This is a genomic window from Kocuria marina (assembly GCF_000786655.1).
Classification (GTDB): Bacteria; Actinomycetota; Actinomycetes; order Actinomycetales; family Micrococcaceae; genus Kocuria; species Kocuria marina_A.
This window is the reverse complement of record NZ_JROM01000062.1, coordinates 17,570-40,684: the sequence shown is the minus strand read 5'-3', so window position 1 is coordinate 40,684 and position 23,115 is coordinate 17,570. Positions and strand designations below refer to the sequence as shown.

The 23,115-nt window shown below is 70.1% G+C and carries 23 protein-coding genes and 1 tRNA gene; 13 read left to right on the top strand and 11 right to left on the bottom strand.

The genetic code is table 11. The features are described 5' to 3' along the window. Positions 1 to 21 precede the first annotated feature (21 nt). Positions 22 to 1,098 carry a mechanosensitive ion channel family protein gene (locus AS25_RS13580; protein ID WP_035965919.1) on the top strand — a complete coding sequence of 359 codons (1,077 nt, stop codon included), beginning with the start codon at positions 22 to 24 and terminating at the stop codon, positions 1,096 to 1,098. Positions 1,099 to 1,108: 10 nt separating this feature from the next. Here AS25_RS13580 and AS25_RS13970 read toward each other — a convergent pair whose 3' ends face one another. Further along, positions 1,109 to 1,876, bottom strand: coding sequence for a type 2 periplasmic-binding domain-containing protein (locus AS25_RS13970; protein ID WP_253270606.1), 768 nt, complete (start codon positions 1,874 to 1,876; stop codon positions 1,109 to 1,111). 146 nt (positions 1,877 to 2,022) lie between these two features. Here AS25_RS13970 and AS25_RS13570 point away from each other — a divergent pair. From AS25_RS13570 to AS25_RS13540, 7 genes are all read left to right on the top strand, one after another. Beyond that, positions 2,023 to 2,095, top strand: a tRNA-Ala gene (locus AS25_RS13570). Positions 2,096 to 2,295: 200 nt separating this feature from the next. Next, entirely contained in the window at positions 2,296 to 2,517 is a 222-nt protein-coding gene (locus tag AS25_RS13565; protein ID WP_084118245.1) for a DUF2200 family protein, read from the top strand. A gap of 27 nt (positions 2,518 to 2,544) precedes the next feature. Then, complete coding sequence (locus tag AS25_RS13560; protein ID WP_052161023.1) at positions 2,545 to 3,186, top strand: pyroglutamyl-peptidase I; 642 nt, start codon at positions 2,545 to 2,547, stop codon at positions 3,184 to 3,186. A 199-nt stretch (positions 3,187 to 3,385) separates the two neighbouring features. Beyond that, entirely contained in the window at positions 3,386 to 4,321 is a 936-nt protein-coding gene (locus AS25_RS13555) for a PQQ-dependent sugar dehydrogenase (RefSeq protein ID WP_367379163.1), read from the top strand. Positions 4,322 to 4,522: 201 nt separating this feature from the next. Further along, the gene (locus AS25_RS13550; RefSeq protein WP_084118244.1) at positions 4,523 to 4,954 is read left to right on the top strand and encodes an ArsR/SmtB family transcription factor; all 432 of its coding nucleotides are present in this window, start codon (positions 4,523 to 4,525) and stop codon (positions 4,952 to 4,954) included. Next, complete coding sequence (locus AS25_RS13545) at positions 4,954 to 5,886, top strand: cation diffusion facilitator family transporter (protein ID WP_035965913.1); 933 nt, start codon at positions 4,954 to 4,956, stop codon at positions 5,884 to 5,886. The genes AS25_RS13550 and AS25_RS13545 overlap by 1 nt, the downstream gene beginning before the upstream one ends. 34 nt (positions 5,887 to 5,920) lie before the next feature. Then, complete coding sequence (locus tag AS25_RS13540) at positions 5,921 to 7,150, top strand: metal-dependent hydrolase family protein (RefSeq protein ID WP_035965910.1); 1,230 nt, start codon at positions 5,921 to 5,923, stop codon at positions 7,148 to 7,150. 45 nt (positions 7,151 to 7,195) lie between these two features. On the opposite strand, the gene AS25_RS13535 is transcribed toward AS25_RS13540, so the two are convergent. From AS25_RS13535 to AS25_RS13510, 6 genes are all read right to left on the bottom strand, one after another. Further along, on the bottom strand, positions 7,196 to 8,449 hold the full coding sequence (locus AS25_RS13535) for a hypothetical protein (protein WP_035965909.1): 1,254 nt from the start codon (positions 8,447 to 8,449) through the stop codon (positions 7,196 to 7,198). 88 nt (positions 8,450 to 8,537) lie between these two features. Then, positions 8,538 to 9,722, bottom strand: a complete 1,185-nt coding sequence (locus tag AS25_RS13530) for a M20 metallopeptidase family protein (protein ID WP_035965907.1) — start codon at positions 9,720 to 9,722, stop codon at positions 8,538 to 8,540. Positions 9,723 to 9,752: 30 nt separating this feature from the next. Next, positions 9,753 to 10,295, bottom strand: a complete 543-nt coding sequence (locus AS25_RS13525; protein WP_035965905.1) for a DUF3253 domain-containing protein — start codon at positions 10,293 to 10,295, stop codon at positions 9,753 to 9,755. Further along, positions 10,292 to 11,257 (bottom strand): WcbI family polysaccharide biosynthesis putative acetyltransferase, encoded by a 966-nt coding sequence (locus tag AS25_RS13520; protein ID WP_253270605.1) that lies wholly within the window; start codon positions 11,255 to 11,257, stop codon positions 10,292 to 10,294. Before AS25_RS13520 ends, AS25_RS13525 begins: the two co-directional genes overlap by 4 nt. Next, on the bottom strand, positions 11,247 to 12,470 hold the full coding sequence (locus tag AS25_RS13515; protein ID WP_035965901.1) for a glycosyltransferase family 2 protein: 1,224 nt from the start codon (positions 12,468 to 12,470) through the stop codon (positions 11,247 to 11,249). Before AS25_RS13515 ends, AS25_RS13520 begins: the two co-directional genes overlap by 11 nt. Next, positions 12,467 to 13,492, bottom strand: a complete 1,026-nt coding sequence (locus AS25_RS13510) for a glycosyltransferase family protein (RefSeq protein ID WP_035965899.1) — start codon at positions 13,490 to 13,492, stop codon at positions 12,467 to 12,469. The genes AS25_RS13515 and AS25_RS13510 overlap by 4 nt, the downstream gene beginning before the upstream one ends. Before the next feature lie 332 nt (positions 13,493 to 13,824). Between AS25_RS13510 and AS25_RS13505 the strand changes: the two genes are divergently transcribed. Both AS25_RS13505 and AS25_RS13500 read left to right on the top strand, forming a co-directional pair. Beyond that, positions 13,825 to 14,445, top strand: coding sequence for a TetR/AcrR family transcriptional regulator (locus AS25_RS13505; protein WP_035965897.1), 621 nt, complete (start codon positions 13,825 to 13,827; stop codon positions 14,443 to 14,445). Continuing rightward, positions 14,442 to 16,292, top strand: coding sequence for an MDR family MFS transporter (locus AS25_RS13500; RefSeq protein ID WP_035965894.1), 1,851 nt, complete (start codon positions 14,442 to 14,444; stop codon positions 16,290 to 16,292). The genes AS25_RS13505 and AS25_RS13500 overlap by 4 nt, the downstream gene beginning before the upstream one ends. 182 nt (positions 16,293 to 16,474) lie before the next feature. On the opposite strand, the gene AS25_RS13495 is transcribed toward AS25_RS13500, so the two are convergent. From AS25_RS13495 to galU, 4 genes are all read right to left on the bottom strand, one after another. Continuing rightward, the gene (locus AS25_RS13495; protein ID WP_035965892.1) at positions 16,475 to 18,436 is read right to left on the bottom strand and encodes a CYTH and CHAD domain-containing protein; all 1,962 of its coding nucleotides are present in this window, start codon (positions 18,434 to 18,436) and stop codon (positions 16,475 to 16,477) included. Between the two features lie 80 nt (positions 18,437 to 18,516). Continuing rightward, positions 18,517 to 19,215, bottom strand: a complete 699-nt coding sequence (locus AS25_RS13490; RefSeq protein ID WP_035965889.1) for a hypothetical protein — start codon at positions 19,213 to 19,215, stop codon at positions 18,517 to 18,519. Positions 19,216 to 19,561: 346 nt separating this feature from the next. Continuing rightward, positions 19,562 to 20,206, bottom strand: a complete 645-nt coding sequence (locus tag AS25_RS13485) for a GNAT family N-acetyltransferase (RefSeq protein ID WP_035965886.1) — start codon at positions 20,204 to 20,206, stop codon at positions 19,562 to 19,564. 13 nt (positions 20,207 to 20,219) lie between these two features. Next, on the bottom strand, positions 20,220 to 21,128 hold the full coding sequence (gene galU, locus AS25_RS13480; RefSeq protein ID WP_035965884.1) for a UTP--glucose-1-phosphate uridylyltransferase GalU: 909 nt from the start codon (positions 21,126 to 21,128) through the stop codon (positions 20,220 to 20,222). 122 nt (positions 21,129 to 21,250) lie between these two features. Between galU and AS25_RS13475 the strand changes: the two genes are divergently transcribed. From AS25_RS13475 to cpaB, 3 genes are all read left to right on the top strand, one after another. Next, positions 21,251 to 21,889: a 5-formyltetrahydrofolate cyclo-ligase gene (locus AS25_RS13475; protein WP_052161021.1), complete on the top strand. Its 639-nt coding sequence runs from the start codon at positions 21,251 to 21,253 to the stop codon at positions 21,887 to 21,889. 70 nt (positions 21,890 to 21,959) lie between these two features. Beyond that, a complete protein-coding gene (locus AS25_RS13470) occupies positions 21,960 to 22,313 on the top strand; it encodes an FmdB family zinc ribbon protein (protein ID WP_035965881.1) in 354 nt (117 codons plus the stop codon). 125 nt (positions 22,314 to 22,438) lie between these two features. Further along, on the top strand, positions 22,439 to 23,113 hold the full coding sequence (gene cpaB / locus AS25_RS13465) for a Flp pilus assembly protein CpaB (RefSeq protein ID WP_035965879.1): 675 nt from the start codon (positions 22,439 to 22,441) through the stop codon (positions 23,111 to 23,113). Positions 23,114 to 23,115 lie beyond the last annotated feature (2 nt).

Sequence of the window (23,115 nt, the reverse complement as noted above, 5' to 3'; positions counted from 1 at the left end):
CGGGCCATTACCCTGGCGGGGATGGACAACTGGGAATTCTGGCTCGACAAACCGTTCCGCGTGGTGCTCGTGTTGCTGGGCGCCGTGGTGGTCTCCGCGCTCGTGCGCCTGCTGATCCGTAAGATCACCCGGGGGATCGCGCGCGGCACCCAATCGCGGATCATCAAACGTATCGACCACGGGCAGGCCCGCTGGGTGCAGGACGCGGGACTGGCATCGGAGCGTCAGAGCCTGCGGGCCAGGACCATCGGGGCGGTGCTCTCGTCCGTGTCCACCGTGGTGGTGTGGGCGATCGCGATCCTCATGATCATCTCGGAACTCGGGTACAACATCGGCCCGGTACTCGCGTCCGCGGGCATCGCGGGCGTGGCACTGTCCTTCGGCGCGCAGTCCCTGGTCAAGGACTACCTCTCCGGGATCTTCATGGTCGCGGAGGACCAACTGGGCATCGGTGACTCCGTGGATCTCGGTGAGGCCGTGGGGACCGTGGAGAACGTGGGGTTGCGCGTGACCCAGGTCCGGGACGTGAAGGGCACCCTGTGGCACGTGCGCAATGGCGAGATCCTGCACGTGGGCAATCAGTCCCAGGGCTGGGCCCGCTGCGTCCTGGACATCCCGGTGCCCTACGACACCAACATCGACCTGATCGCGGACATGATCGAACACGAGGCCCGGCTCGTGCGTGACGATCCGGACGTGGGTCCCAGCATCGTCGCGGACCCCGAGGTGTGGGGTGTAGAGAACATCTCGGGTGAGAGCATCACCATCCGGTTGGCGGTCAAGACCGCTCCCCTCGAGCAGTGGGACGTGGCCCGCGTGATGCGGGTGCGGATCAAGAAGATGCTGGACCGGGACGGACTGCGCATCCCGCTGACCAACCAGGTCACGGTGCGCACGGGGGCCGAGCCCGAGACTCAGGGAGAAGCACCCACCACGTCCTTCCCCGTGCCGCGTGTGCCTACGACCGGCAAGCTGCGCACCACCCCGGTGCGCCCCGAACCCGTGGACGTGGACAGCCACACCCCGGACGGCCGCACCCCCAGCCGCGACGAGTCCGGCGAGGGAACCACGTCCGCGGAACGCCGCGGGGACGGCTGAGCGCGGGCCGTCAGCTCCGCTTCCGGCGGACTCCCCCACCCCGGGAGGGCCGCCCGCGTCCCGGCTTCGCTGCGCCATGCTTCCCCGCCGATGACGCCGCTCGCCTGTCCCTGTCACGGGCCCCATCCTTGGTGCGGTCGCCGTCTCGCGGCGCTTCCCTGCCACTGGACTCCTTACGGCCACGCACGATTCCCACGAACCGCTGCACCGTGTCCTCGCCCTCGTCATCCAGGCCGCGGGGCCACACGAGGACCACGGGAACGGTGGGGGCGTCCGTGAGTTCCCGGAACGTCACGTCCTTGCGGGCATGCAGGCGCGCCACGGACATCGGCAGCACCACGGGGCCCACGCCGGCGGCGGCGAGTTCGACGGCCATGGCGGCGTCGTCGATGTCGGCGTGCGCTTGCGGGGTGGACTCCTCGGTGAGCTGCGCCAGGGTGAGGGAGTCGAGGACGGTCAGGAGGTCGTCGGTGCTCAGCACCGCCACCTGCAGCTCGTCGTACAGGTGCACCGCATTGTGGGTGACCCGCAGGTCCTCGAGCGAGGGATCCCCCGGTGCCCAGCCGAGCCGGACGAAGCACGCGGTGACGGCGGCGTCGTCGAGCGCGGAGCGCCATTCCGCGACCGGGACCAGGACGTCCCGCAGCTCGGGGCGCATCCTGCGCTCGCGCCACCGGCCGAACCACTTGCCGGGCATGACGCCGGGGACGTACCCCACGGTGAACGCGCCCGGCTCCGCGAGCTCAGAGGGGGGTGTCGGGGTGTCCGCTGCGGTCATGCTCCCACCCTAAGTGCACCCGTGCGTGCGCCATGTCCAGGCCTGTCCGAGCTGGGCGTGCAGGCCCATCCGAGCGATACGTACGGCTTCGTGGCGCGCGGATGTGCGAAAACCGGCGCGGAGGGCTAGAGTGTTCTCTGTTGTTCGGGGCTTTAGCTCAGTTGGTAGAGCGTTTCGTTCGCAATGAAAAGGTCAGGGGTTCGATTCCCCTAAGCTCCACATTTTTCTCAGATCCCGTGTCCGTAAGGGCACGGGATCTTTGTTGTCCGTGCGCCGCGCTCCCGATCAATGGAGTCGGGAGCCGCGGCCTCCGGACCGTCGCGAACATCTGTGCCCCGTTAAGACACGCGATCCGCCGAGGAGGTGTCTTTTCGGGGCACACGTGTGCCCCCACCCATTGCCTCCGGCAGAAGGGCCCCATGCCCCAGCACCGCATCTACACCACCAGCGTCGCCAGCGTGTACCCGCACTACGTGACCAAGGCGGAGAAGAAGAACCGCACCAAGGACGAGGTCGATCAGATCATCTGCTGGCTCACCGGTTACTCCCCCGAGCAGTTGCAGAGCCGACTCGACGACGACGTCGATTTCCAGACCTTCTTCACCGACGCCCCTGCCATGGAGAAGATCCTCCGAGACTGACCCGCCGCGCGCGGATACTGTGAGCCCATGAAGATCCTCGTGACCGGCTTCGAACCCTTCGGCGGTGAGACGGAGAACGCGAGCGGCGTCGCCGTCGACATCCTCCGCGAGCTCGCGCCGAGCGACGACGTACGCATCGCCACGGCGATCCTCCCCGTCACATGGTCCGGCGCGGGTGCCGCGCTGCTGCGGGCCGTCGAGGAACACCGGCCCGACGCCGTCGTGGCCGTGGGCGAAGCGGGCCGCCGAGCGGCCGTCACCCCGGAGCGCTGGGCCAAGAACCTGGGCCACGGTCGCATCCCGGACAACGACGGTGCGATCCGCGACGCCGCTCCCCTCGCCGAGGGTCCCGAGCGCTTCGAGTCCCGCATCGACCCCATCGCGCTCGTCCGCGCCATCAAGGACGCGGGCGTCCCCGCCGAGGTCTCCGACGACGCCGGCGCGTTCCTGTGCAACGCCGTCTTTTGGACCACGCTGCACCGCACGGATCTGCCCGCCGCGTTCATCCACGTGCCCGCGGTCAGGGCGCGGGGGTCAGCGGGGATCGGCGCCGAGACCGATCCGGGCCACGCCCCCGTGAATTCCGCGCTGAGTTCCGACGACCTCGCAGACGCGCTGGCGGCCGCTGTCCACGCCGTCGCACTCGAGTCACGATCGCGGCCGTCCTGAACAGCCCCGTTAGGCTGGAGCCACGCCACGGCCCCGAAAGGACCGCAGCATGGTTTCCACACCACGTCCCGCAGCCGCCGCGTTCCTTGTGGGCGGCCTTTTCCTTCTGACCTCGTGCACCGGCAACGGCGACCGGCCGGCTGAGCCGGCCCCGAGCGAAACGGCCGCGGCGGCGTCATCGTTGGGTGAGCCCCGGACCGTGACCGAAAACCTGGACGCGCCGTGGTCCGTTGCCTTCCACGACGGCACTCCCCTGGTCAGCGAGCGCGACTCGGCAAGAATTCTGGAGCTCGACGACGCCGGGCAAGCTCGCGAGGTGGACGTCGTTCGCGGCGTTGCGCCGCGGGGCGAGGGCGGGCTGTTGGGACTGGCCGTGCACGAGAACCACCTCTACGCGTACTCCACCGCCCAGGACGGCAATCGGATCCAGCGCTTCCCCATCACCGGCGCGCCGGGCAACCTGTCCCTCGGGGATGCCGAGACGCTCCTGGACGGCATTCCCGCGGGCAGCACCCACAACGGTGGGCGGATCGCGTTCGGGCCCGACGGCATGCTGTACGCGACCGTCGGTGACGCCGGGAATCGCACTGCCGCCCAGGACCGGGAGTCACTGTCCGGGAAGATCTTGCGTCTGACCCCGTCGGGTGATGTCCCGCAGGACAACCCGTTCCCCGGCTCACCGGTGTACAGCTACGGCCACCGCAACCCGCAGGGGCTCGCGTGGGCGCAGGACGGCACGATGTACTCGAGCGAGTTCGGGCAGAGCACGTGGGACGAGCTCAACGTGATCGAGCCCGGTGGCAACTACGGCTGGCCGGAGGTCGAGGGAATGGGCGACCGCGACGAGTTCATCGATCCCGTCCAGCAGTGGCAGCCCGCGGAGGCGAGCCCCAGCGGCATTGCCATCATGGATGGCACCCTGTACATGGCCAACCTGCGCGGCGCGCGACTGCACGAGATCCCACTGCCGGAGGCCACACAGTCCGTGGAACACCTGACCGATGAATACGGTCGGCTGCGGGATGTCACCGAGGCCCCGGACGGCTCGCTGTGGGTCATGACCAACAACACGGACGGGCGTGGCTCGCCGTCCGAGGGGGATGACCGCATCCTGCGGTTTAATCCCACGATGTGACCCCGATTCACGTTCAGCAGGGTGGCCCGCGGCTCCCGCGCGGCTACCGGAACATCTGTGCTGCGATAAGACGCTGGATTGCCCGGAAAAGCGTCGTATCGCAGCACAGATGTGTCCGGCGTGGTCGTGTCGCGGCGCCCCAGGGCGACCCACATCACCTCACACTTTTTTGTTTGCGGCGTAGGGCGATATCATCGCTCCATGGCGATTGAAGTGAGTGAGCTCCCCACGCTGGATGCACGAGCCACCGCCGCGTACGCGCACCTGTTCCAGGCCCTGAGTGAACCGACCCGGCTGGCCGTGGTGCAGCACCTGGCCTCGGGGGAACACCGGGTCCGGGACCTCGTGGAGCACATGGGCCTGGCCCAGTCCACGGTGAGCAAGCACCTGAGCTTCCTCGTGGAGTGCCATTTGATCCAGGCCCGGCCGGAGGGGCGTGCCACGTGGTATTCCCTCACCCGCCCCCATGAACTCGCAGCACTGATCGCCGCCGCGGAACACATCCTGCACGCCACCGGCACCGACGCGGTGCTGTGCGCCCACTTGCGTCATCCCCCGCAGGGACCCGCCACCGGGACCGCTGCAGCGCAGGGCGGGGCGGCGGCGTCGTCGTCGGGACGGGAGGCCGAGTGATGGGCGCCGGACACGCGCACGGGCACACGCACCCGGGAGCCACGGGACATCGGGGGCGACTGTGGGTGGCCTTCGGGCTGACCGCGGGGATGGTCGTGGCCCAGGCGGTGGGATCGGTGATCACGGGGAGCTTGGCCCTGCTGACCGACACCGTCCACGCCCTGACGGACGCGATCGGGCTGCTTGTGGCGCTCATCGCGGCGCATCTGATGACGCGCCCGGCCAGTTCCAAGCACACGTGGGGATTCCGGCGCGTGGAGGTGATCGCGGCCCTCGGCCAGGCCACCCTCCTGCTGGGCGTGGGGATCTTCGCCGCCGTGGAAGGTGTGCGGCGACTCGTGGAACCGCGCGAGGTACCGCCCACGGAGCTGCTGGTCTTCGGCGCCGTGGGGTTGGCGTGCAACGTGGTGGCCATCCTGGTGCTGTCCTCGAGTCGGGAGAGCAACTTCAACATGCGTGCCGCGTTCCTGGAGGTCGTCAACGACGCCCTGGGCTCGCTGGGCGTGATCGTGGCAGCCGTGGTGATCGCGACCACTGGGTTCCAGCGCGCGGACACCGTGGCGGCACTGTTCATCGCCGCACTCATCCTCCCCCGCGCCGTGCGGATCATGCGCGAGACCGCCGCGGTGCTCATGGAGTTCACGCCGCGCGGCCTGGACCTGGACCTGTTCCGTGAGCACATCATGGCGCTGCACCACGTGGTGGACGTGCACGACGTCCACGCCTCCACGGTCGCCACCGGCTTGCCCACCATCAGCGCGCACGTGGTCGTGGAGGACGAGTGCTTCCGGGACGGCCATGCGGCAGACTTGCTCCGGGACGTGAAGACGTGTGTCGCGGAACACTTCGACGTGTCGGTACACCACTCCACGTTCCAGATCGAGACCGCGGACATCCGCGATTCGGAATCCCACGAGGTTCTGCACGCCTGACTCCGCCGCAACGCCCACACCCCGGGAGGACACCATGAGGGAACCCACCAGCACGCTGTTCACGGACGTCGTCGTCTTCGACGGCACGGACTTTCACTCCGGGACCAGGGACGTCCTGGTGCGCGAAGGACGCATCGAGCGAGTGGCCTCGCACGGCGAGATCCAGGCCTCGCAGGACACGCGCACGGTGAACGGCTCGGGACACACGCTCACCCCGGGGTTCATCGACTGCCACGTCCACCTGACCGTGAGCAACGCGGGGTCCCTCGCGGGCTTCGCGGAGCCGTTCTCCACGCAGTTCTACCGCTCGGTGGACAACATGCGGCGCACGCTCGATGCCGGTGTGACCACCGTGCGTGACGCCGGCGGCGCGGACGCCGGCCTCAAACACTCCCTGGCCACCGGGCTGGTCCGCGGACCCCGCGTGAAACTCGCCGTGAGCATCATGTCCCAGACCGGGGGCCACGGTGACAGCTGGTTGCTCTCGGGTGCCTGCTCACCCATGCTCGCGCCGCACACCGGCCGCCCCGACGGCGTGGCCGACGGTCCCGACGGCGTCCGGCGCAAGGCCCGCGAGATCCTGCGGGCCGGTGCGGACCAGATCAAGATCTGTTCCACGGGCGGTGTGCTGTCCCCCGACGACGATCCGCAGCACTCACAGTTCGGCCCGGACGAGATCGAGGTCATCGTGGCCGAGGCCCGTGCACAGGGCGCTTACGTGATGTCCCACGCCCAGGGTGCCCCCGGGATCAAGAACGCCCTGCGCGCCGGAGCGCGTTCCGTGGAACACGGCATCTTCCTCGACGACGAGGCGATCGAACTGTTCCTGGAGCACGACGCCTTCCTGGTCCCCACACTGCAGGCCCCGCTCGCGGTGATCACAGCCCATGAGGCCGGTGTGCCCCTGCCCCCGGGTGTGGCCGAGAAGGCCCGGCGCGTGGCGCAGGCCCATAGCGCCTCCGTGGCCAAGGCTCACGATGCCGGCGTGAAGATCGCGATGGGCACGGACGCGGGCGTGGGCGCCCACGGCGAGAACCTCGAGGAGATCGAGCTCATGGCGGCCAATGGGATGTCCACTGTGCATGCGTTGCGTGCCGCGACCTCCACGGCCGCGCAGCTCATCGAGGAACCGTGCCTGGGAAACCTGGAGCGCGGGGCCACAGCGGATCTGGTCCTGCTCCAGGGCGATCTCCACCGCGAGGGCGTCACCCAATTGCGCGGCCGGGTCCGCGGGGTGTGGCAGTCCGGGGAGCGGGTGCGCTGAACCGCGTGCACTACCCCGGCCGCCCAGAGACAGGGCCGGAAGAGCTCAGAGCAGACTCACCAGGACGCTCGCGATCACGATGGACCCGGCACTGACCGAGGTGAAGCCACCGATCAGCATGGGCGGCAGGATCCTGGTGCGCAGGGCCTCCTGCTCCGCCTCGTCCCGGCCCGTGGACCGCACGACCTCCTGCACGATCAGGTAGTCGGCGGGGAAACCGAACATCGCCGTGAGCGCCACGGGCATGCCCAGCCGGGGGTCCCACCCCAGGAGCTTGGTCATCACCGCTCCCCCGATCAGGATCCCGAGCATCCCGATGAGCAGGATGGCCACCACGGGAGCCAGGGACGCCAGCACGTCCGCGATCGATGCGCCCATCAGTGGCGCGATGACGATGCAGATGATCGCCGCCATCGCCAGCCCGAACGAGTTGCTGCGCTCCAGGATCTTGTCCGGCAGCACGCCCAGTGCGGTCAGGGCAATGCCGAGAGCCAGGCCCCAGATGGAATAGCTCACGCCCGTCCACTGACCCAGGTAGAACGCCGCGGAGCCCGCGAGCAGCACGAGGAACAGTAGGAACAACTGGTTCTCGCGCAGGGATTCGGGCAGCCTGACGAGCGTGCGCCGCGCGGCGCCGCCCCCGAGGCCGCCGTCGCGCGGAGGTTCGGCGGTCGCGTCGGCGGCCGGTCGGTCGGTGAACGTCGCGTCCGCGGTCGGGGTGTCGGTGAGCGTCGTGTCGGAACGACGCTGGGAACGGGGCGCCGCGGCGTCCCGCAGATGCAACGCGTAGCGGCGCAGGAGCAGGTTGGTCAGCGGCATGGACGGCAAGGACTGGAGCATGAGCACGAGGGTGGGCACCACGAGGACGGCGCCGGCGACACCCGCACCCGTGAGGCCCTGCGTGGTCAGTGCGGTGGAGACGATCCCGCCGGCCAGCGGCCCGGATCCCGCCACGGCGTACTCGAAACCGAACAGCGGGGTGACGGCCGCGAGCACGAAACCCACACCCACGACCATGCCCGCGAGCGCGATCAGCACCGCTCTCCACTGCTGCCGGATCACGGACAGCGGGATCAGGGACCCCATGTGCACCATCAACGCCGGTTGGATCAACGCGCCCAGGGCGACCATCGTGGAGGTCTCCACGAGATCGGCGGGGATGATGCCCGCTTTCGCGAAGACGAACACCCCCAACATGGCCACGAGCAGGGCAGGGACGCGGGCCTTCGACCACAGGGAGACGAGCTCCCCCAGGGCGATGAAGGCGAGCACGATGGCTGCGGCGAGGATGGGTGCCATGGGTCATCCGTTCTGTGGATCCGCCCCCGGGGACGGGATTACCGGGGTGACCGGCGACCGGGCGGGAACCCGGCCACCGGTCAGGACATCAGGCGCGCGCCAGACGCTCCCACGCGAGTTCGGCGAGGGCCGCGGCCTGGGCGCCCAGGACGGCGTCGTCGAACAGGACACCGGGCGAGTGGTTCCAGTCCGCGGTGGCGAGGTCCACGTCCGGCGGGCTGCACTGCAGGAAGACGTAGCACCCGGGTACTTCCTGGAGCACGAACGAGAAGTCCTCGGAACCCATGAGCGGGTTCTCGACCTCGACCACGTGGTCCTCACCGAACATCCGGGTGAGGGTCTCGGCGGTGAAGGCTGCCTCGGCGTCGTCGTTGACGGTCACGGGGTACAGGATGTTCCAGTCCACCTCGGCGCGCACACCGTGGGCCGCGGCGATCCCGTCCGCGAGCTCGCGCACGGCCACCGGGAACAGTTCCGTGTTCTCGCGGGACAGCGTGCGCACGCTCGCCCCCAGCTGCGCGGAATCCGGGATCACGTTCATGGCCTGCCCGGCGGAGAGCTGGGTGATCGAGGCGACCACGGGATCGAACACGCTGAACCGGCGCGTGATCATGACCTGCAGCGCGGTGCCGAACTCGAGCAGCGCGGGCACCGGGTCCTTGGCCGTGTGGGGCTGCGAACCGTGCCCGCCCTTGCCGTGGAACGTCACGTTCATGTAGTTCGCACCGGCCATCGCGGTGCCCGGGCGGTAGTTGAACACGCCTTGCTCACCGGGGCTCACGTGGATGCCGTACGCGGCCACGGGCTTCTCACCGGTGACCTCGAGCAGGCCCTCCTCGAGCATGGGGGCCGCTCCACCGGGGCCCTCTTCACCGGGCTGGAACATGAAGATCACGTTGCCCGCGAGATCCTCCCGGCGAGCGCTCAGCAGTTTGGCCGCGCCCACGAGACCCGCGGTGTGCAGGTCGTGACCGCACGCGTGCATGTTCCCGTTGCTCGAGGCGTACTCCAGCCCGGTCTTCTCCACGACGGGCAGCCCGTCCATGTCCCCGCGCAGCAGCACGGTGGGCCCGGGTTTCGCACCGCGCAGCACCGCGACCACCGAGGTCACGGACTCGCCCTTGGTGATCTCCAGATCGCACCCGGCCAGGGCGTCCAGGACCTGCTGTTGGGTCCACGGCAGGTCGTTGCCGAGTTCGGGGTTGGAGTGCAGGGTGCGGCGCAGCGCCACGAGCTCGGGCTGCAGTGATGTGGCGTCGTCCAGGAACGTCATGCGCGACCTCCTCGGTCCGGGCGGACGGTGTCAATCCCCGTCCGCGGGCATCCCCGTGAGTTCCGGTCCCGGCGCGAGCCGGACGGGACCACGGGCTGTGGTGATGTCCACTGTCTCACCTTTTTGCTGCACCGTGATCTCCCCCACGTCCGCCATGTCGCGGGCGACGTCGCGCACGTCCTGCATCGCGTCCCGCCAGTCGTCCCCGCCCAGGGCCCGGGCGACGTCGGACGGGCAGATCGTCTTGCCCGCCCGGTGTCGCAGTAGGGCCCGGATCGTGGCGGCGCGCCGTTCCCGGATCCCGGACTCGGTGGGGGCTTCCCACCACGGGTCCCCACGCTCGCCCAGCGCGACCTTCGCGTCCTGGACCCGCTCGCGCGCGTGTTCGTCCTTGGTCCTCACGGCCCGCCGGGCGCTCATGAGTTCGCGCACCAGTTCCTCCCGGAACTTCTCCGGAATTCCCGGATCCGTGGCGCGCCACTTGCGCCCGTTGACCACGATGTGGTGCCCGTCCGGAGTGCGTTCCGGGCCCGACGACGCCGCTGTCGCCGTGTCCTTCTTGCTGGTGCTCATCGGCGCAGTCCCCCGTCCAGTCCCAAACGGGAGATGAGCTGCTCGTGGCGCACCAATCCGGCCGTGACCACGGAGGGGTTCCGGGCGTACCAGCCCAGGTGTTCGGCCGCGATGTCCTGTTCCGGGATGTGCTCCCCGTGGATGATCCAGTCGTCGTGCGGACCCCCGATCAGGTCATCGGGTTCATGGCCGAGCGCCTCGAGCGTGCTCGTGTAGATGGGCGCGCGGATCCCGCCGAGCAGCACGCGCCCGGGATCGGGGACGGTCGCATTGAGGCCGGCCCCCGCCAGGATCGCTGCGGCCACGCCCGTGAGCACCCCGTTGCCCGGGTGATTGATCACGTGCACGGCGTTGGGGCCGGCGGCATCCAGGATCGACGCCGCATCCAGGGTGTGGTGCGCATCCTGTCGTATCCGCAGCTGTTGCAGGGACTCCTCCCGCGCGACCCGCACCGCTTCCGGGGACGGACGGGTCAGCTCCACCGTGGAATCACCCCGGGCCGCCGCGATCAGCACCCGCAGGTCGTGATACGGGGCCACGGGCGGATCCCCCACGCCCGGGGCCCGCACGATCGCGAGCGTGGGCATGAGGGCGGTCCACCGCATGACCGGGACGCGCACGACCCGGGCGTCGTCGGCCAACCGCGGCAGGACGTCGTCGTTGCCCAGGGGCAGGCCGCGATATCCGACCACCACGGGCTGGGTCACGAACAGCGAGAGCCGCGGCAGCAGGGTATGCAGGTGGGGAAGGTCCTGCTCGGTCAACTCGTGCACGGGCGGCAGGCGCACGCCGTGCCACTCACCGGCCAGGGCGCCGTGGAGCAGGACGCGCAGGGACTCGGCCTGACAGTTGCCGTACACCGCGAACAGCGGGACGTCGGGGAGTTCGTTGAGCCCGTAGAAATCGCCGTAGTGCACCCTGCGGCCCGCGATGTGAGCATCATCCATTGGTTCAGCGGCCATGTCCCACCCTGTCCTCGAGTCGTCGTGCGGTGTCCGCGGCGTGGACCGGGACCTGCGGATCCTCCGGGTCCACGCGCACCGGATCCGATTCTGCCCGGTTCACGGCGCGCACGGAACGCACCGTGAGCAACCCCGGGACGTGGCTCTCCCCGCGCTCGTACCACCGGCGCAGGGGCACGTCCAGCGTGAGGGGCGCGTGGACATCGGCGAGGACCACGGCCCGGTCGAGTACGACCCGCGGGGGTGTGCCGAGCCGGATCCGGGGGTCCTCGGCGAGCGCGTCCGGGACGTCCGTGCGGTCCACGAACCACACCCCGGCGTCCGTGTCACGCAGGACGTGGGCGGCGGTGAGGTAGGCCTCGGCGGCGTCGTCGTGCCCGCGCACCCGCACGACCGCCCACGGTTGGGCGAACGCGACGCCCGGCCCGCGCGTACTGCGCAGCGGGATCCGCCGGGCGAGGGCGAGGGTTTCGGCGTCCTTGACCGCGCGCGAGGCACTGCGGCCGGCGAGGTCGGGGCCGTCGTGCCACGCCCCCGCCTGCGGCACGTGGGTGAAGCGCGCGCCCGCTTGCCAGCAGCGGTACGCCAGATCCCAGTCCTCGCCGCCGTAGCCCACGAGGCTCTCGTCGAAGCCGCCGCAGCGCTCGAACAATGCGCGGTCCATCGCGAGCAGCGCGCTGATCACGAGCCGGAAGTCCTCGGTCCCCGCGTCCGCCAGATCCGCCGTGCGGGCGTAGCCGTCCGTGAGCCACGCGGGATCCTGCAGCCGACGTGCGCCGGGGAGGTTCTCGCCCGCGACCCAGCGCAGCACGGCGGGCACGTCGAGACCGTCGAGCGCCGCGTGATGACGAGCGCCCACCGCGAGCACGCCGTGGCCGTCATCCGCCCGGGCGAGCCCGGTGAGCATCGCGGAGACGAACCCCGGCTCGGGGATCATGTCCCCGTCCAGGAACACGAGCACGTCGCCCCGCGCGGTGCGCGCCCCGAGATTGCGCGCCGCCCCCGCGCGGAAGCCCAGGTCCTCCTGCCGCACCACGGTGCACGCGAACGGGACGGGCGGGATCGCGGGCGCCTCGGCGGAGCCGTCGTCGGCGACCACGACCTCCAACTCTTCTGCCGGGTGGTCCTGCTGAGCGAGTGCCGCGAGCAGGCGGTCCAGGCCGCGCTGGTTCTCGAAGTACGGGACGACGACGCTCACCGACGGCGCGCTCACAGCGCACCTCCCCGCCGGGTGAGTCGATCCCCCGTGATCCGCTCCCATTGCATTGCGGCGGCCGCGGCCGTGCCCGGGACCTGAGTCGCATCCCAGTCGGCGGGGTCGATCCACGTGGCGGCGGGATCCTCGAGTGCGCGAGCCAGCGCCGTCGGGAGGTCATCGGTGAGCGTGAGCGCCCACGGGGCCCGCGCCGCGAGTTCCTCGAAGAACGGGTGGGGCGTCACGAGGGGTTTGCGTCCGCTCGCGATCCACCGGCCCACCGATCCGGAGGCCGACACGTGCGATGGTGCCACCACCGGAACCGTGACCTCTTGCGCGGCGCGGGTCAGGGCGGCGTCGGGCAGGAATCCCGTGGCGCGGAACGAGTGCCCGAGCGCGCGGGCCGCGGCGTCCAGGGCCGGGACGAGGTCCTCGTGACCGTCCGAGGGGCGACCCAGGGCCACGACGTCAACCGGGGTGCGCACACCTTCGAGGGCGGCGATCACGCGGTCGTGGCCCTTGCCCGGGTACAGGAAGCCGAGCATCGCCACGCTCGGGACGCCGCTCACCGGACGACGTCGCGCGGCCGCCCACTCCCCCGGCTCCGGCGGATCGATGGGCAGCGGGTCCACGTGCACGGCGGTGACATCGGCTGCGACGAACCGCTCGAGCTGGCGGCGCTCCGACTCGCTGCTCACGATCACGGTGCGGGCGAGTTCCGTGACGCGCGCGTAGGCCGCACGCCGCGCCCCGAAGGCGTGGCCGTCCGACGGCTGGGGAATGTCGTGCAGGGTGAGCGAGACGGGCCGGGCCCGGGCCAACCGGGCGATCGTGTCCGCGGCGGCCGTGGCGGAATCGCCGAACACGCGGTCGGTGAAGTGCAGGTGCACGGGCGCGTCGTCGTGCAGCAGATCGGGCAGGAGTTCGTCGACCGTGCCGGACACCGATCGGGCTTCCGGGGTGTGCCGCGCGAGGGCCTCGGCATGCATGCGTACACCGTGCTGGGCCGGGCCCACACAGGCGAGGAGGGGAACTGTCACCGCCCCACTGTATCGACCCGGCCACCCATCCGGCCCCGAACATCTGTGTCCCGGAACGACACGTGGATTCGAGGATCCGTGCATTTTCGGGCCCCAGGTGTTGTGCAGTCCGGATGCCGCGGCGGCCAGGAGCGGGCGGGTGGGCACGGGGTGCGTCCGAGAGAGCCCGGGGAGGCATCGGGTGAGCGCTAGAGGGCCCGGGTGGGCATCGAATGCGTCCTGGAGGACCCGGGTGGGCTGCCGGTCGCGCCCCGCACGTCGTGGCGAAACTCACTTCACCCGTGCATTCCTTGCACTTGTGCAACTTTGCACTCGTGCATAGGATATTCGTCGTGCCAGAATCCCATCCCTCCTTGCGTGAACGTCACCGTGTTCGCACCCTCGCGGAGATCCATCGCGCCGCGCTGGAGCTCGCGACGTCGGGGAACTACGCCGACACCGCCGTGGAAGCCATTGCCGAACGCGCTGGGGTCTCCCGCAGGACGTTCTTCAACTACTACTCGTCCAAGGAGGACGCGGTGCTGGGGCTCACCCCGCCGCGACTGTCCGATGCCGCTCGCGAGCGCTACACGGATCCCGACGCCGGGGACGAGTTCGCTCGCACCGTGCGCCTGTTCGTGGACGTCCTGCGGGACGCCACGGGCCCCCCGGAGCTCGCCACGCGCCGTCGTGAACTGGTGTGCGCCCACCCCGAACTCAAACGCCGGATCGGGATGCACATCACCGCGGTGGAGAACCTCGTGGTCTCCACCGTCACCGAACACTCCGCGCGCGACACCCCTCCCCGCTCGGAGGAGACGACCCACGCGTTCGTCCTGCTGGCCGGCTCGGTCATCAAGTTCGTGTTCCGTACCAACACCCATCTGGCCACCACACCCGACGACGCCGCGATCCACCGCGCCCTCGATCACGCCATCGGTGTGTTCCGCACCGCTCTCAAGGAGATCTCATGACCACCACTGCTTCACCCCGGGCCGCCGCACGCCCGGCCGCGGAGGAGAAACCACCGCACATCGGCTTACTGTTCGCGGGCCTCATGGTCGTGATGCTGTTGGCCTCGCTGGACCAGACCATCCTCTCCACCGCCCTGCCCACGATCGTGGGGGATCTGGGCGGTGTGGACCACATGAGCTGGGTCATCACCGGCTACATCCTGGCCTCCACCGTGATGATGCCCGTGTACGGGCGGATCTCCGACCTCTTCGGCCGCAAGCCCGTGCTGCTCTCGGCCATCGTGCTGTTCATCGCCGGATCTGTGATCGGCGCGGCCGCGGGTTCCATGAGCTGGCTCATCGCCGCCCGCGTGGTGCAGGGCCTGGGTGGCGGTGGTCTGATGATCCTGGCGCAGGCGTCCATCGCGGACGTCGTCCCCGCTCGCGAGCGCGGTAAGTACATGGGCTTCATGGGCGCCGTGTTCGCGGTGTCCTCCGTGGCCGGGCCCCTCCTGGGCGGCTGGCTCACCGAGGGACCCGGGTGGCGCTGGGCGTTCTCCATCAACATCCCGCTGGGCATCCTGGCGATCGCCGCCGTGGCCGCGTTCCTTCGGCTGCCCAAACGCCCCCGGGACACCGGCAAGCGGATCGACTTCACGGGCATGGCCCTGTTGGCGGCGGCCACCACGAGCCTCATCCTGGTGTGCACGTGGGGCGGTAGCCAGTACGACTGGAACTCCCCCCAGATCCTGTGGCTGTGCGTCGCCGCCGTGGCCGGGGCCGCCGCGTTCATCGTGGTGGAATCCCGCGCCGCCGATCCCGTGATCCCGCTGTACCTGTTCAAGGACCGCAACTTCACGCTCACGACCCTGGCCGGTCTGGCGGTGGGCGTCGCCATGTTCGGTGCGATCGGGTACATGCCCACCTACATCCAGATGGTCAAGGGTGTGGACGCCACCGAGGCCGGGCTGCTCATGACGCCCATGATGGCGTCCGTGCTCATCACGTCCATCGCCTCGGGTCAGATCGTCTCCCGCACCGGGCGGTACAAGCTGTTCCCGCTGGCCGGCATGGTGGTCATGGGCGTGGGCCTGTGGCTCATGTCGTCCCTGGAGGTCGCCGATCCCACGTGGCTCATGTGCCTCTACCTGGCCGTGTTCGGCGCCGGTATCGGGCTGAGCATGCAGATCCTGGTGTTGATCGTGCAGAACTCGTTCTCCCACCGGATCGTGGGCACCGCGACCGCATCCAGCAATTTCTTCCGCCAGGTGGGTGCCACCGTGGGTTCCGCCGTGGTGGGGTCACTGTTCGTGTCCCGGCTCAAGGACCTGTTGAGTGAGAACATGCCCGCGGTCCCCGGTCGCGCCACGGATGCCGCGGACCCCAATTCGTTCACCCCGGAGAGCGTGCAGTCGCTGCCGGACGCCTTCCGGGACCCCATCATCCAGTCCTACAACGACGCGCTGCTGCCGATCTTCCTCTACATGATCCCGCTCGCGGTGCTCGCGTTGCTCGTGCTGGCGTTCGTGGTGGAGAAGCCCCTGGCCACCCGGGTGGACCGGGACACCGTACCGGCCGACGACGCCGCGGCAACCGGGCGCACTCCGGCCACCGGACACGGTGCGGCCACCAAGAACAACGCGCCGGACGGTGACGAGGAGCCCGCCGTCACCACGGGCCGGCTGGCCGTGACCACCGCGACCGCCGGAGCGGGCCACCACAACGGTGCGTCACCACTGGCGGACGGGACCCGCTCAGCCGGGCCGGCGCCGTCGGCCGGGGCTCACGCGGCCGCCGCGGCGCCGTCGGGCGAGCGGACGGGACGCAAGCGCCGGGGACGGCACGCGGCACCCCGCCACCGGGCCTGACCCACATCGGACCCCGGAACGGTTCCCCACATGGAACCGTTCCGGGGTTCGAACATCTGTGCTGCGAAAAGACCGCCAGATCCACGAATCCGCGTCTTTTCGGCACATACGTGTTGTGCAGTGCGGTCGCCGCGGCGGTGAAGGGGCGGGAACAGGCCACCGGGGCCGCTCCCGCCGGGGGCTCAGCCCTTCGACCCCAGCGAGGGCAGCTCGCCCCGCAGGTCCTCGACCAGGTCCGCGAGGATCTCCGGCGCCTCGAGCATCCCGTCGCGCAGGTCGGACAGCTCCATCCCGTGCAGCAGGCCCACCGCGTAGCGGTCCTTGCCCGTGCGCTGGAAGGACCGGCTCGCCCGAGCCAGCCACTCCTCCATGACGGCGGCGTCCGTGATCACACCCAGATCGTCCTGGTAGTCCTTGGCCACCGCGGCCGCACGGACCCGCTTCTTGCCCGCCTTCGCGTGGGCGTGGCCCAACGCCTCGGACACGTAGCGCGCCGACTTCGCGGCCTTGCGGGTCTCGTGGACCACGTCGAACGCGGCCGCGGTCTGCATTGCGTCCAGACCCGGGAGGGTGATGCGTCGACCCACTTCGGCAGCCATGTCGCTGACGTCGGTCGCGACATCGGCGTCCGGGACCTTGGCGTTGGCGGAGACGAGCACACGGTTCAACGCGGCACCCAGCACGGTTTTGGCGAAGTCCTTGGCCGAAAGTTGCGCCGCGTCCTCGGTGATGTCCTGGCCCGCCGCGAGCGCTCGCAGGTCCCGCACGAGTTGCAGGTAGGCGGCACCGTCGAGTTCCCGGCGCACGGTGCGGCCCGCCACCACGCCGAGCTGGTCGGCCGCGGCACGCAGTTCCTGCTTGGCCTGTTCCGTCACCACGCCGGAGGGCTGGGCCTCGAGCAACACGTCGAGTCGCTGACGGGCGACCTCTTGATCGCGGGCATCACCCAGGACCCTGGCAACACCCTTGAGGCGCTGTTCAAGATCCGCGACGACGTCCTCGGTCACGAACCCACGCGCGGCCTGCAGTACGGCCCGCAACGCCCGCGAGCGCACCCGCAACTGGTGCACCGAGTCCGGGGCGTCGATCCGCACGGCGAAGTCCCACCGCTGCAGCTCCCCGGTCAGGCGGGCGAGCATCGCCGCGAGAACGTCCGCTCCGGTCGGCTCGGACTTCGTTTCGGGCTCCGGCTCCGCCGCAGCGGGGGCCTGCGAGTCCTTGTCCGAGGACTTCCCCGATTTCTTCTCGGACTTCTTCTTCGACTTCTTCCCGGACTTCTCGGCCTTGGCCTTCTTGCCCGGCTTCTTGCCGGAGCCCTTGTCTGTCTCCGCATCGCCCGTCATCTCGGACTTCGTGGCCGAACCCCGCTCCGATTCCGCCGACGCCTTCGCGGCATCTGTGTCGCTCACACCACCGTCCGAGGACGTGGCGTCATCGGTGCCGGAACTGGCGTGGTCCGGGAGGGCGGCGTCGTCGGGCGCACCGGCTTGTGCGGCGTGCTCGGGAGCGACGACCCGCACCGAGTCGCCACCGTCCTGGCCCAGGGCGCGGGCGATCTTCGCGACCGAGGACGACGGCGCCGCCCCCGCCGCGTACAGCACGGACTCCACGGCCTCGAACACCGTGCGCGCCTGCTTCTGGGTGAGGTCGTCGCGCGTGAGCTCGACCTCGCACTCGGACCATTCCCGCGTGACCCGGCCGCGCTCGTCGCGCGCGCTGACCGCGTCCAGGCACAGCTCCGCGTACTGACCGTCCTCCCCGAGCACCGGGTACACCGTGCGGTGGGTGTTGATGGTCGCGACCGGGGTGAGCTCCTCGCCCAGGGTCAGGCCGGTAAGGACCTTGCGCAGCGCGGCGGGGATCCGCTGCGCCGAGGTCTTCAGCGGCTCGTAGTGCAGTTCCCCGCGCACCTGCCCGGCCTGGTACTTGACGTGCCAGCCGTCGTCGCTGCCGCCCGTACGACGCCGCACGGCCACCTTCGCGTGCGCGAGCGCGAGCTCCGCGGTGTCGTAGTACGTGGCGCTCATCTCGTGCTCCACGGGCTCACCCACGGTGAAGTGCTCGAGCTTGTGCAGCTTGAGCTTGGGGGTGCGCTGCCCCGCGACATCGTACTTGCGTTCGATCTCGACCTGTTGGGTGACCATGGTGCTCCCTGTGTGGAACGCGCCGCGGCCCTGGTCGGGTGCCGCGGCGCGTTGCTGTCAACGAATGTTCTGCAGAGCTCTCAGGCCCGACGTCGCTTCAACACGTCGTCGAGGTTCAGCGCCGCAGGCTCCTGCTCACCGGCGCGCATGGCTTCCTTGAGGGACGTTGAACGGGCTGCCGGGCGCTCGGGCACGCGGAGGGGTTCCGGCTCGCTGCGCTCGACCACGGGCGCTTGCGTGTAGAGCGGCTTGGGCACCGGGACCGGCTGCCACGTGGTGGCACTCGACGCGGCCGGTGCGGCACTGCGGGCTACCTTGAGGGCCTCGGCGCGCAACTCGGCGACGGTGTAGACGGGTTCCGCGGGACGTTCGGCGGTTCCGGTGGCGGGCTGTTCACCGTCCACGGGCAGATCCAGGGACGCGTGCAGCTCGCGGTCGTACTGAGCGGCTTCCTGGCGGTCCTCGTCCTCGTTGTCGAAGATCGCGTACTGCACGGGGGCGACGTCCGCGGTGACGGGACGGGCGGCGGCGCGCTGTTCACGGTCGGTGACGGCGAGGTAGCGCAGACCGGCCACGCACCCGGCGCCCAGCAGGAACAGGACCACGGGTACGGCCCAGGACACGGCGGTCAGCGGTGCGGCGAGAGCGCTCACCACGGCGGCCAGGAGCAGCAACACCCCGGTGAGGAAGATGATGGTGCGGTCCCACTTGATCCGCAGCCCCGCCAGGGAACCGCGCTGGACTGTGGTCGCGCCCGGCGCGGGTGCCGTTGTCTCCATGGCTTTCGTCTCCCGTTCGTGGACGTGTGATGAGGCTACTGTGTGCACTGTAGTGGACTCAGCGCCCACGCGCTCCTGCCTGTGGATCACGGCACCGGTCTGCAGCTCTGGGGCCTCCACCTGGGCACGAACAGGAGCGTTCGTGCGCCGAGCCACGCGCGGTGCGAACCGCACGACGCACAGCACGATGATAATGGCCAATACGGCCGAACTGCTCACCCACGACAATCCCACCGTCCCAGCGTAGGACACCGCGCCGTGATCCCCCGCAACGCAAACGCGTGTTGCTCACATCAATGTAATTCGATGCAGTTATGACGCCGTCCGGAGCCTTTTCCCATGGCTGTCAGCGAGACGCGCGCCGGACGGTGATCCCCCGGTCCTCGCCCGTGAACCGACGAACGAGCCCCTCCGGGACCTCCTCCGCAGTGAGCGCAAAGCTTCGGTGGTCCGCCCAGTCACCCGCGATGTGCAGGAACCGCGGGCGCAGCCCCTCGTCCCGGAAACCGAGCTTCTCCACGACCCGCAGCGACTTGGCGTTCTCGGGCCGGATGTTGATCTCCATCCGGTGCAGGTTCAGGTGCTCGAAGCAGTAGTCGGTGGCCATGGCCACCGCCATGGGGGCGATCCCGCGCCCGGCTTGCGCGCCGTCCACCCAGTAGCCCAACGTCGCGGAGCGGAACGAGCCCAGGGTGATGCCCGAGACGGTCAGTTGCCCCACGAGTTCGTGGCGCCGGGTCCCGGGGTCCTGCTCGGTGATCAGCCACGGCAGGGTCTGCCCCTCCCGCGCCTGTTTGGTCATGGAGCGCACGAAACCACGGAACGACGGCGCCGCGCCGTCCGCCTCGGGGTTGCTCGCCTCCCACGGTTCGAGCCACTGCTTGTTGCGGTAGCGCACCCGGTCCCATTCACCGCGGTCACTCATGGCCAGTGGGCGCAGCACGAGCGGCGCCCACTGGAGGGTGACCGGCCATTCGGCAGCCGTGTTCACGAAGGCGGGGACCTCAGCCTTCGAGGTCGCGGGCGTAGTCCTTGATCCAGGCGCGCAGACCCGGACCGAGGTCCTCGCGTTCGCACGCGAGCTCGATGTTGGCCTTGAGGTAGGACAGCTTGTCCCCGGTGTCGAAGCGGCGGCCCTTGAAGACCACGCCGTACATGCCGTGGGCAGCATCCCCGCGGTCCGCGATGGTCTGCATGGCATCCGTGAGCTGGATCTCGTCACCGCGACCGGGGGCCGTGTTCTCGAGGATCTCGAAGATCTCCGGGTGCAGCACGTAGCGGCCGATGATCGCGAGGTTGGACGGGGCGTCCTCCGGCGCGGGCTTCTCCACGAGGCCGTTGACCTGGACGTAGTCCTCCCCCTCCACGGCGGTGACGTCCGCGCAGCCGTACGCGCTGATGTTCTCGCGGGGCACCTCCATGAGGGCCACCACCGAGCCGCCGGTGCGCTCCTGCACGCGGATCATCCGGGCGAGCAGGTCTTCCTTCTCATCGATCAGGTCGTCGCCGAGCAGCACCGCGAACGGGTCGTCGCCCACGTGGGTCTTGGCACGCAACACCGCGTGTCCCAGGCCCTTGGGATCCTGCTGCCGCAGGTAGTGGATCTCCCCCAGGTCCGATGCGTGCTCGACCTCGGCCAGCAGGGCCTTCTTACCGGACGCATCCAGCTGCGCCTCGAGCGCGGGCACGCGGTCGAAGTGGTCCTCGAGGGCGCGCTTGGAGCGGCCGGTGATCATGAGGACGTCGTCCAGGCCGGCGTCCACGGCTTCCTGCACCACGTACTGGATGGCCGGGCGGTCCACCACGGGCAGCATTTCCTTGGGCATGGCCTTGGTGGCGGGCAGGAATCGGGTGCCCAGCCCCGCGGCGGGGATGACGGCCTTGTGTACGCGCTTGGTCTCTTCACGACTCATGGGATCAGGGTAAACGACCGCACATGAGCACCCGTGTTCCAACGCCCGTGTGATACCTGGAATGCGAGAATTCTGGGGAAATGTACTCCCAACGGTGGACAGGGAAGGGCGGTCGACGACGCATGGAGCACACGGCATCCCCCGCGCACGCGTCCCCGGTGCCCGAGGACAAGGCGCGGTTGCGCGCGCGGATCCTGGCGCGGCGTCGTCGTCGTGGGGCGGCCGCACGGCACCGGGCGGAGACGGGGTTCGCGGAGCACCTGGGGCGCGTGCTCGCCGGGACCGGGACAGGTGACCTCGCCGCGTTCCTGCCGCTGCCGGACGAGCCGCCGCTGCTGCCCGCGCTCACGCAGGCGCATCAGCGGGGGCACCGGGTGTGGCTGCCCGTGGTCGAGCCCCTGCGGCAGCTGAGCTGGGTGCAGTGGCACCCTGACGCTCCCCTGGTCCGGGGTGCGCTGCCGGGGCTGCTCGAACCGGCCGGGGAACGCCACGGGGCGGAGGTGTTCACCGCGGTGCGCGTGCTGCTCGTGCCCGTGGTCGCGGTGGACGAGGCCGGGGTGCGCCTGGGCTTCGGCGGCGGGTACTACGACCGGTTCCTGCCGAAGGTGACCGGGACCCAGCACCGGCTCGTGAGCATGGCGTGCTGCTACGCGGACGAGGTGTTGCCGGCGGGGAGCGTCCCCCGCGAAGCGCACGACGCCGTGCTCGGCAGCGTCCTCACGGAACGGGGCACCGTGTCGTTGGGTTCCGCCGCGCAATGATCGCCGCTGCGGACGGGCGAGTAGGATGTGAGGTCGGTAATCCACCCTCACCCCTCGAAGGAACACGCCCGTGCCCGTTTACGCCTATGCCTGCAAAGATTGCGGCCACGCTTTCGACATCCGCCAGTCCTTCTCCGATGACGCCCTGACGGTGTGCCCGGAATGCGGCGGCCGGTTGCGGAAGAAGTTCAACTCCGTGGGCGTGGTGTTCAAGGGTTCCGGTTTCTACCGCACCGATTCACGTTCGGATTCCTCCTCGAGCGAGGGTTCCTCCGGAACATCGGGTTCCGGGGATTCAGCGAAGACCCCGGCCGCGGACAAGGGCGCGAGCAAGGACTCCGGGAGCGCCGCGTCCGCCACCTCCGGCAGCGGTGCGAGTTCGTCCTCCGCGTCCGCCACGAGCGGGTCGACGTCCGCGTCCTGAACCCACGGCGCTCGCCGCGGCGAGCGCACTGCACCGTGAGTACTCGGCGCTGAGACCGCGCCCGTTCTCCACCGGTCCACCGCGCCGCACCGGGCCGACGACGCCGCCCGCCTAGCGTCCCGGGTATGCGCTCCCGATCCCGCCCGCACTATCCCCTGGCCCTGCGCCTCCGCACCGCCGTGCGCCGCCGCCACCGGCTCGTGGCCGCCGCGCTGTGCGCCCTGGCCCTGACACTCGTGATCCTGCGACTTGCGCCGCCCAGCGCGCAGACCACGCCCGTGGTCACGGCGGCCCGGGAGATCCCGGCGGGTCGGACGCTCGCTGCCGGTGACCTCACGATCGCCGAATTCCCGTCCGCCCTCACCCCCGCGTCAGCCTTCACCACCCCCGACGACGCCGCGGGACAGACCACCACGATCGCCCTGACCGTGGGTCAACCCGTGACACCCTCCACGGTGCTGGGTCCCGGGGTGCTCACGGGTCAGCCCGAGGGGACCACCGCCGCCACGGTGCGCGTGAGTGATCCCGCGGTGCTGCGCCACGTCCGGCCGGGTGACGTGGTGGACGTCGTGCACCACACCGACGATGCCTCGAACGGTCGTGGCCGCACCGTGGCCGAGTCCGTGACCGTGTTGTGGGCCGCGACCGCCCACTCCCCCGACACCTCGTCCCTGCTCTCCGCCGGGGGCACCGACGGGGACGCCGGCCTCGTGGTCCTGGCGGCGTCACGTCAGATCGCCGCGGAACTGGCCACGCTCGACGGAACGGGTCGGGTGTCCCTGGTCCTGGTGTCATCGTGACA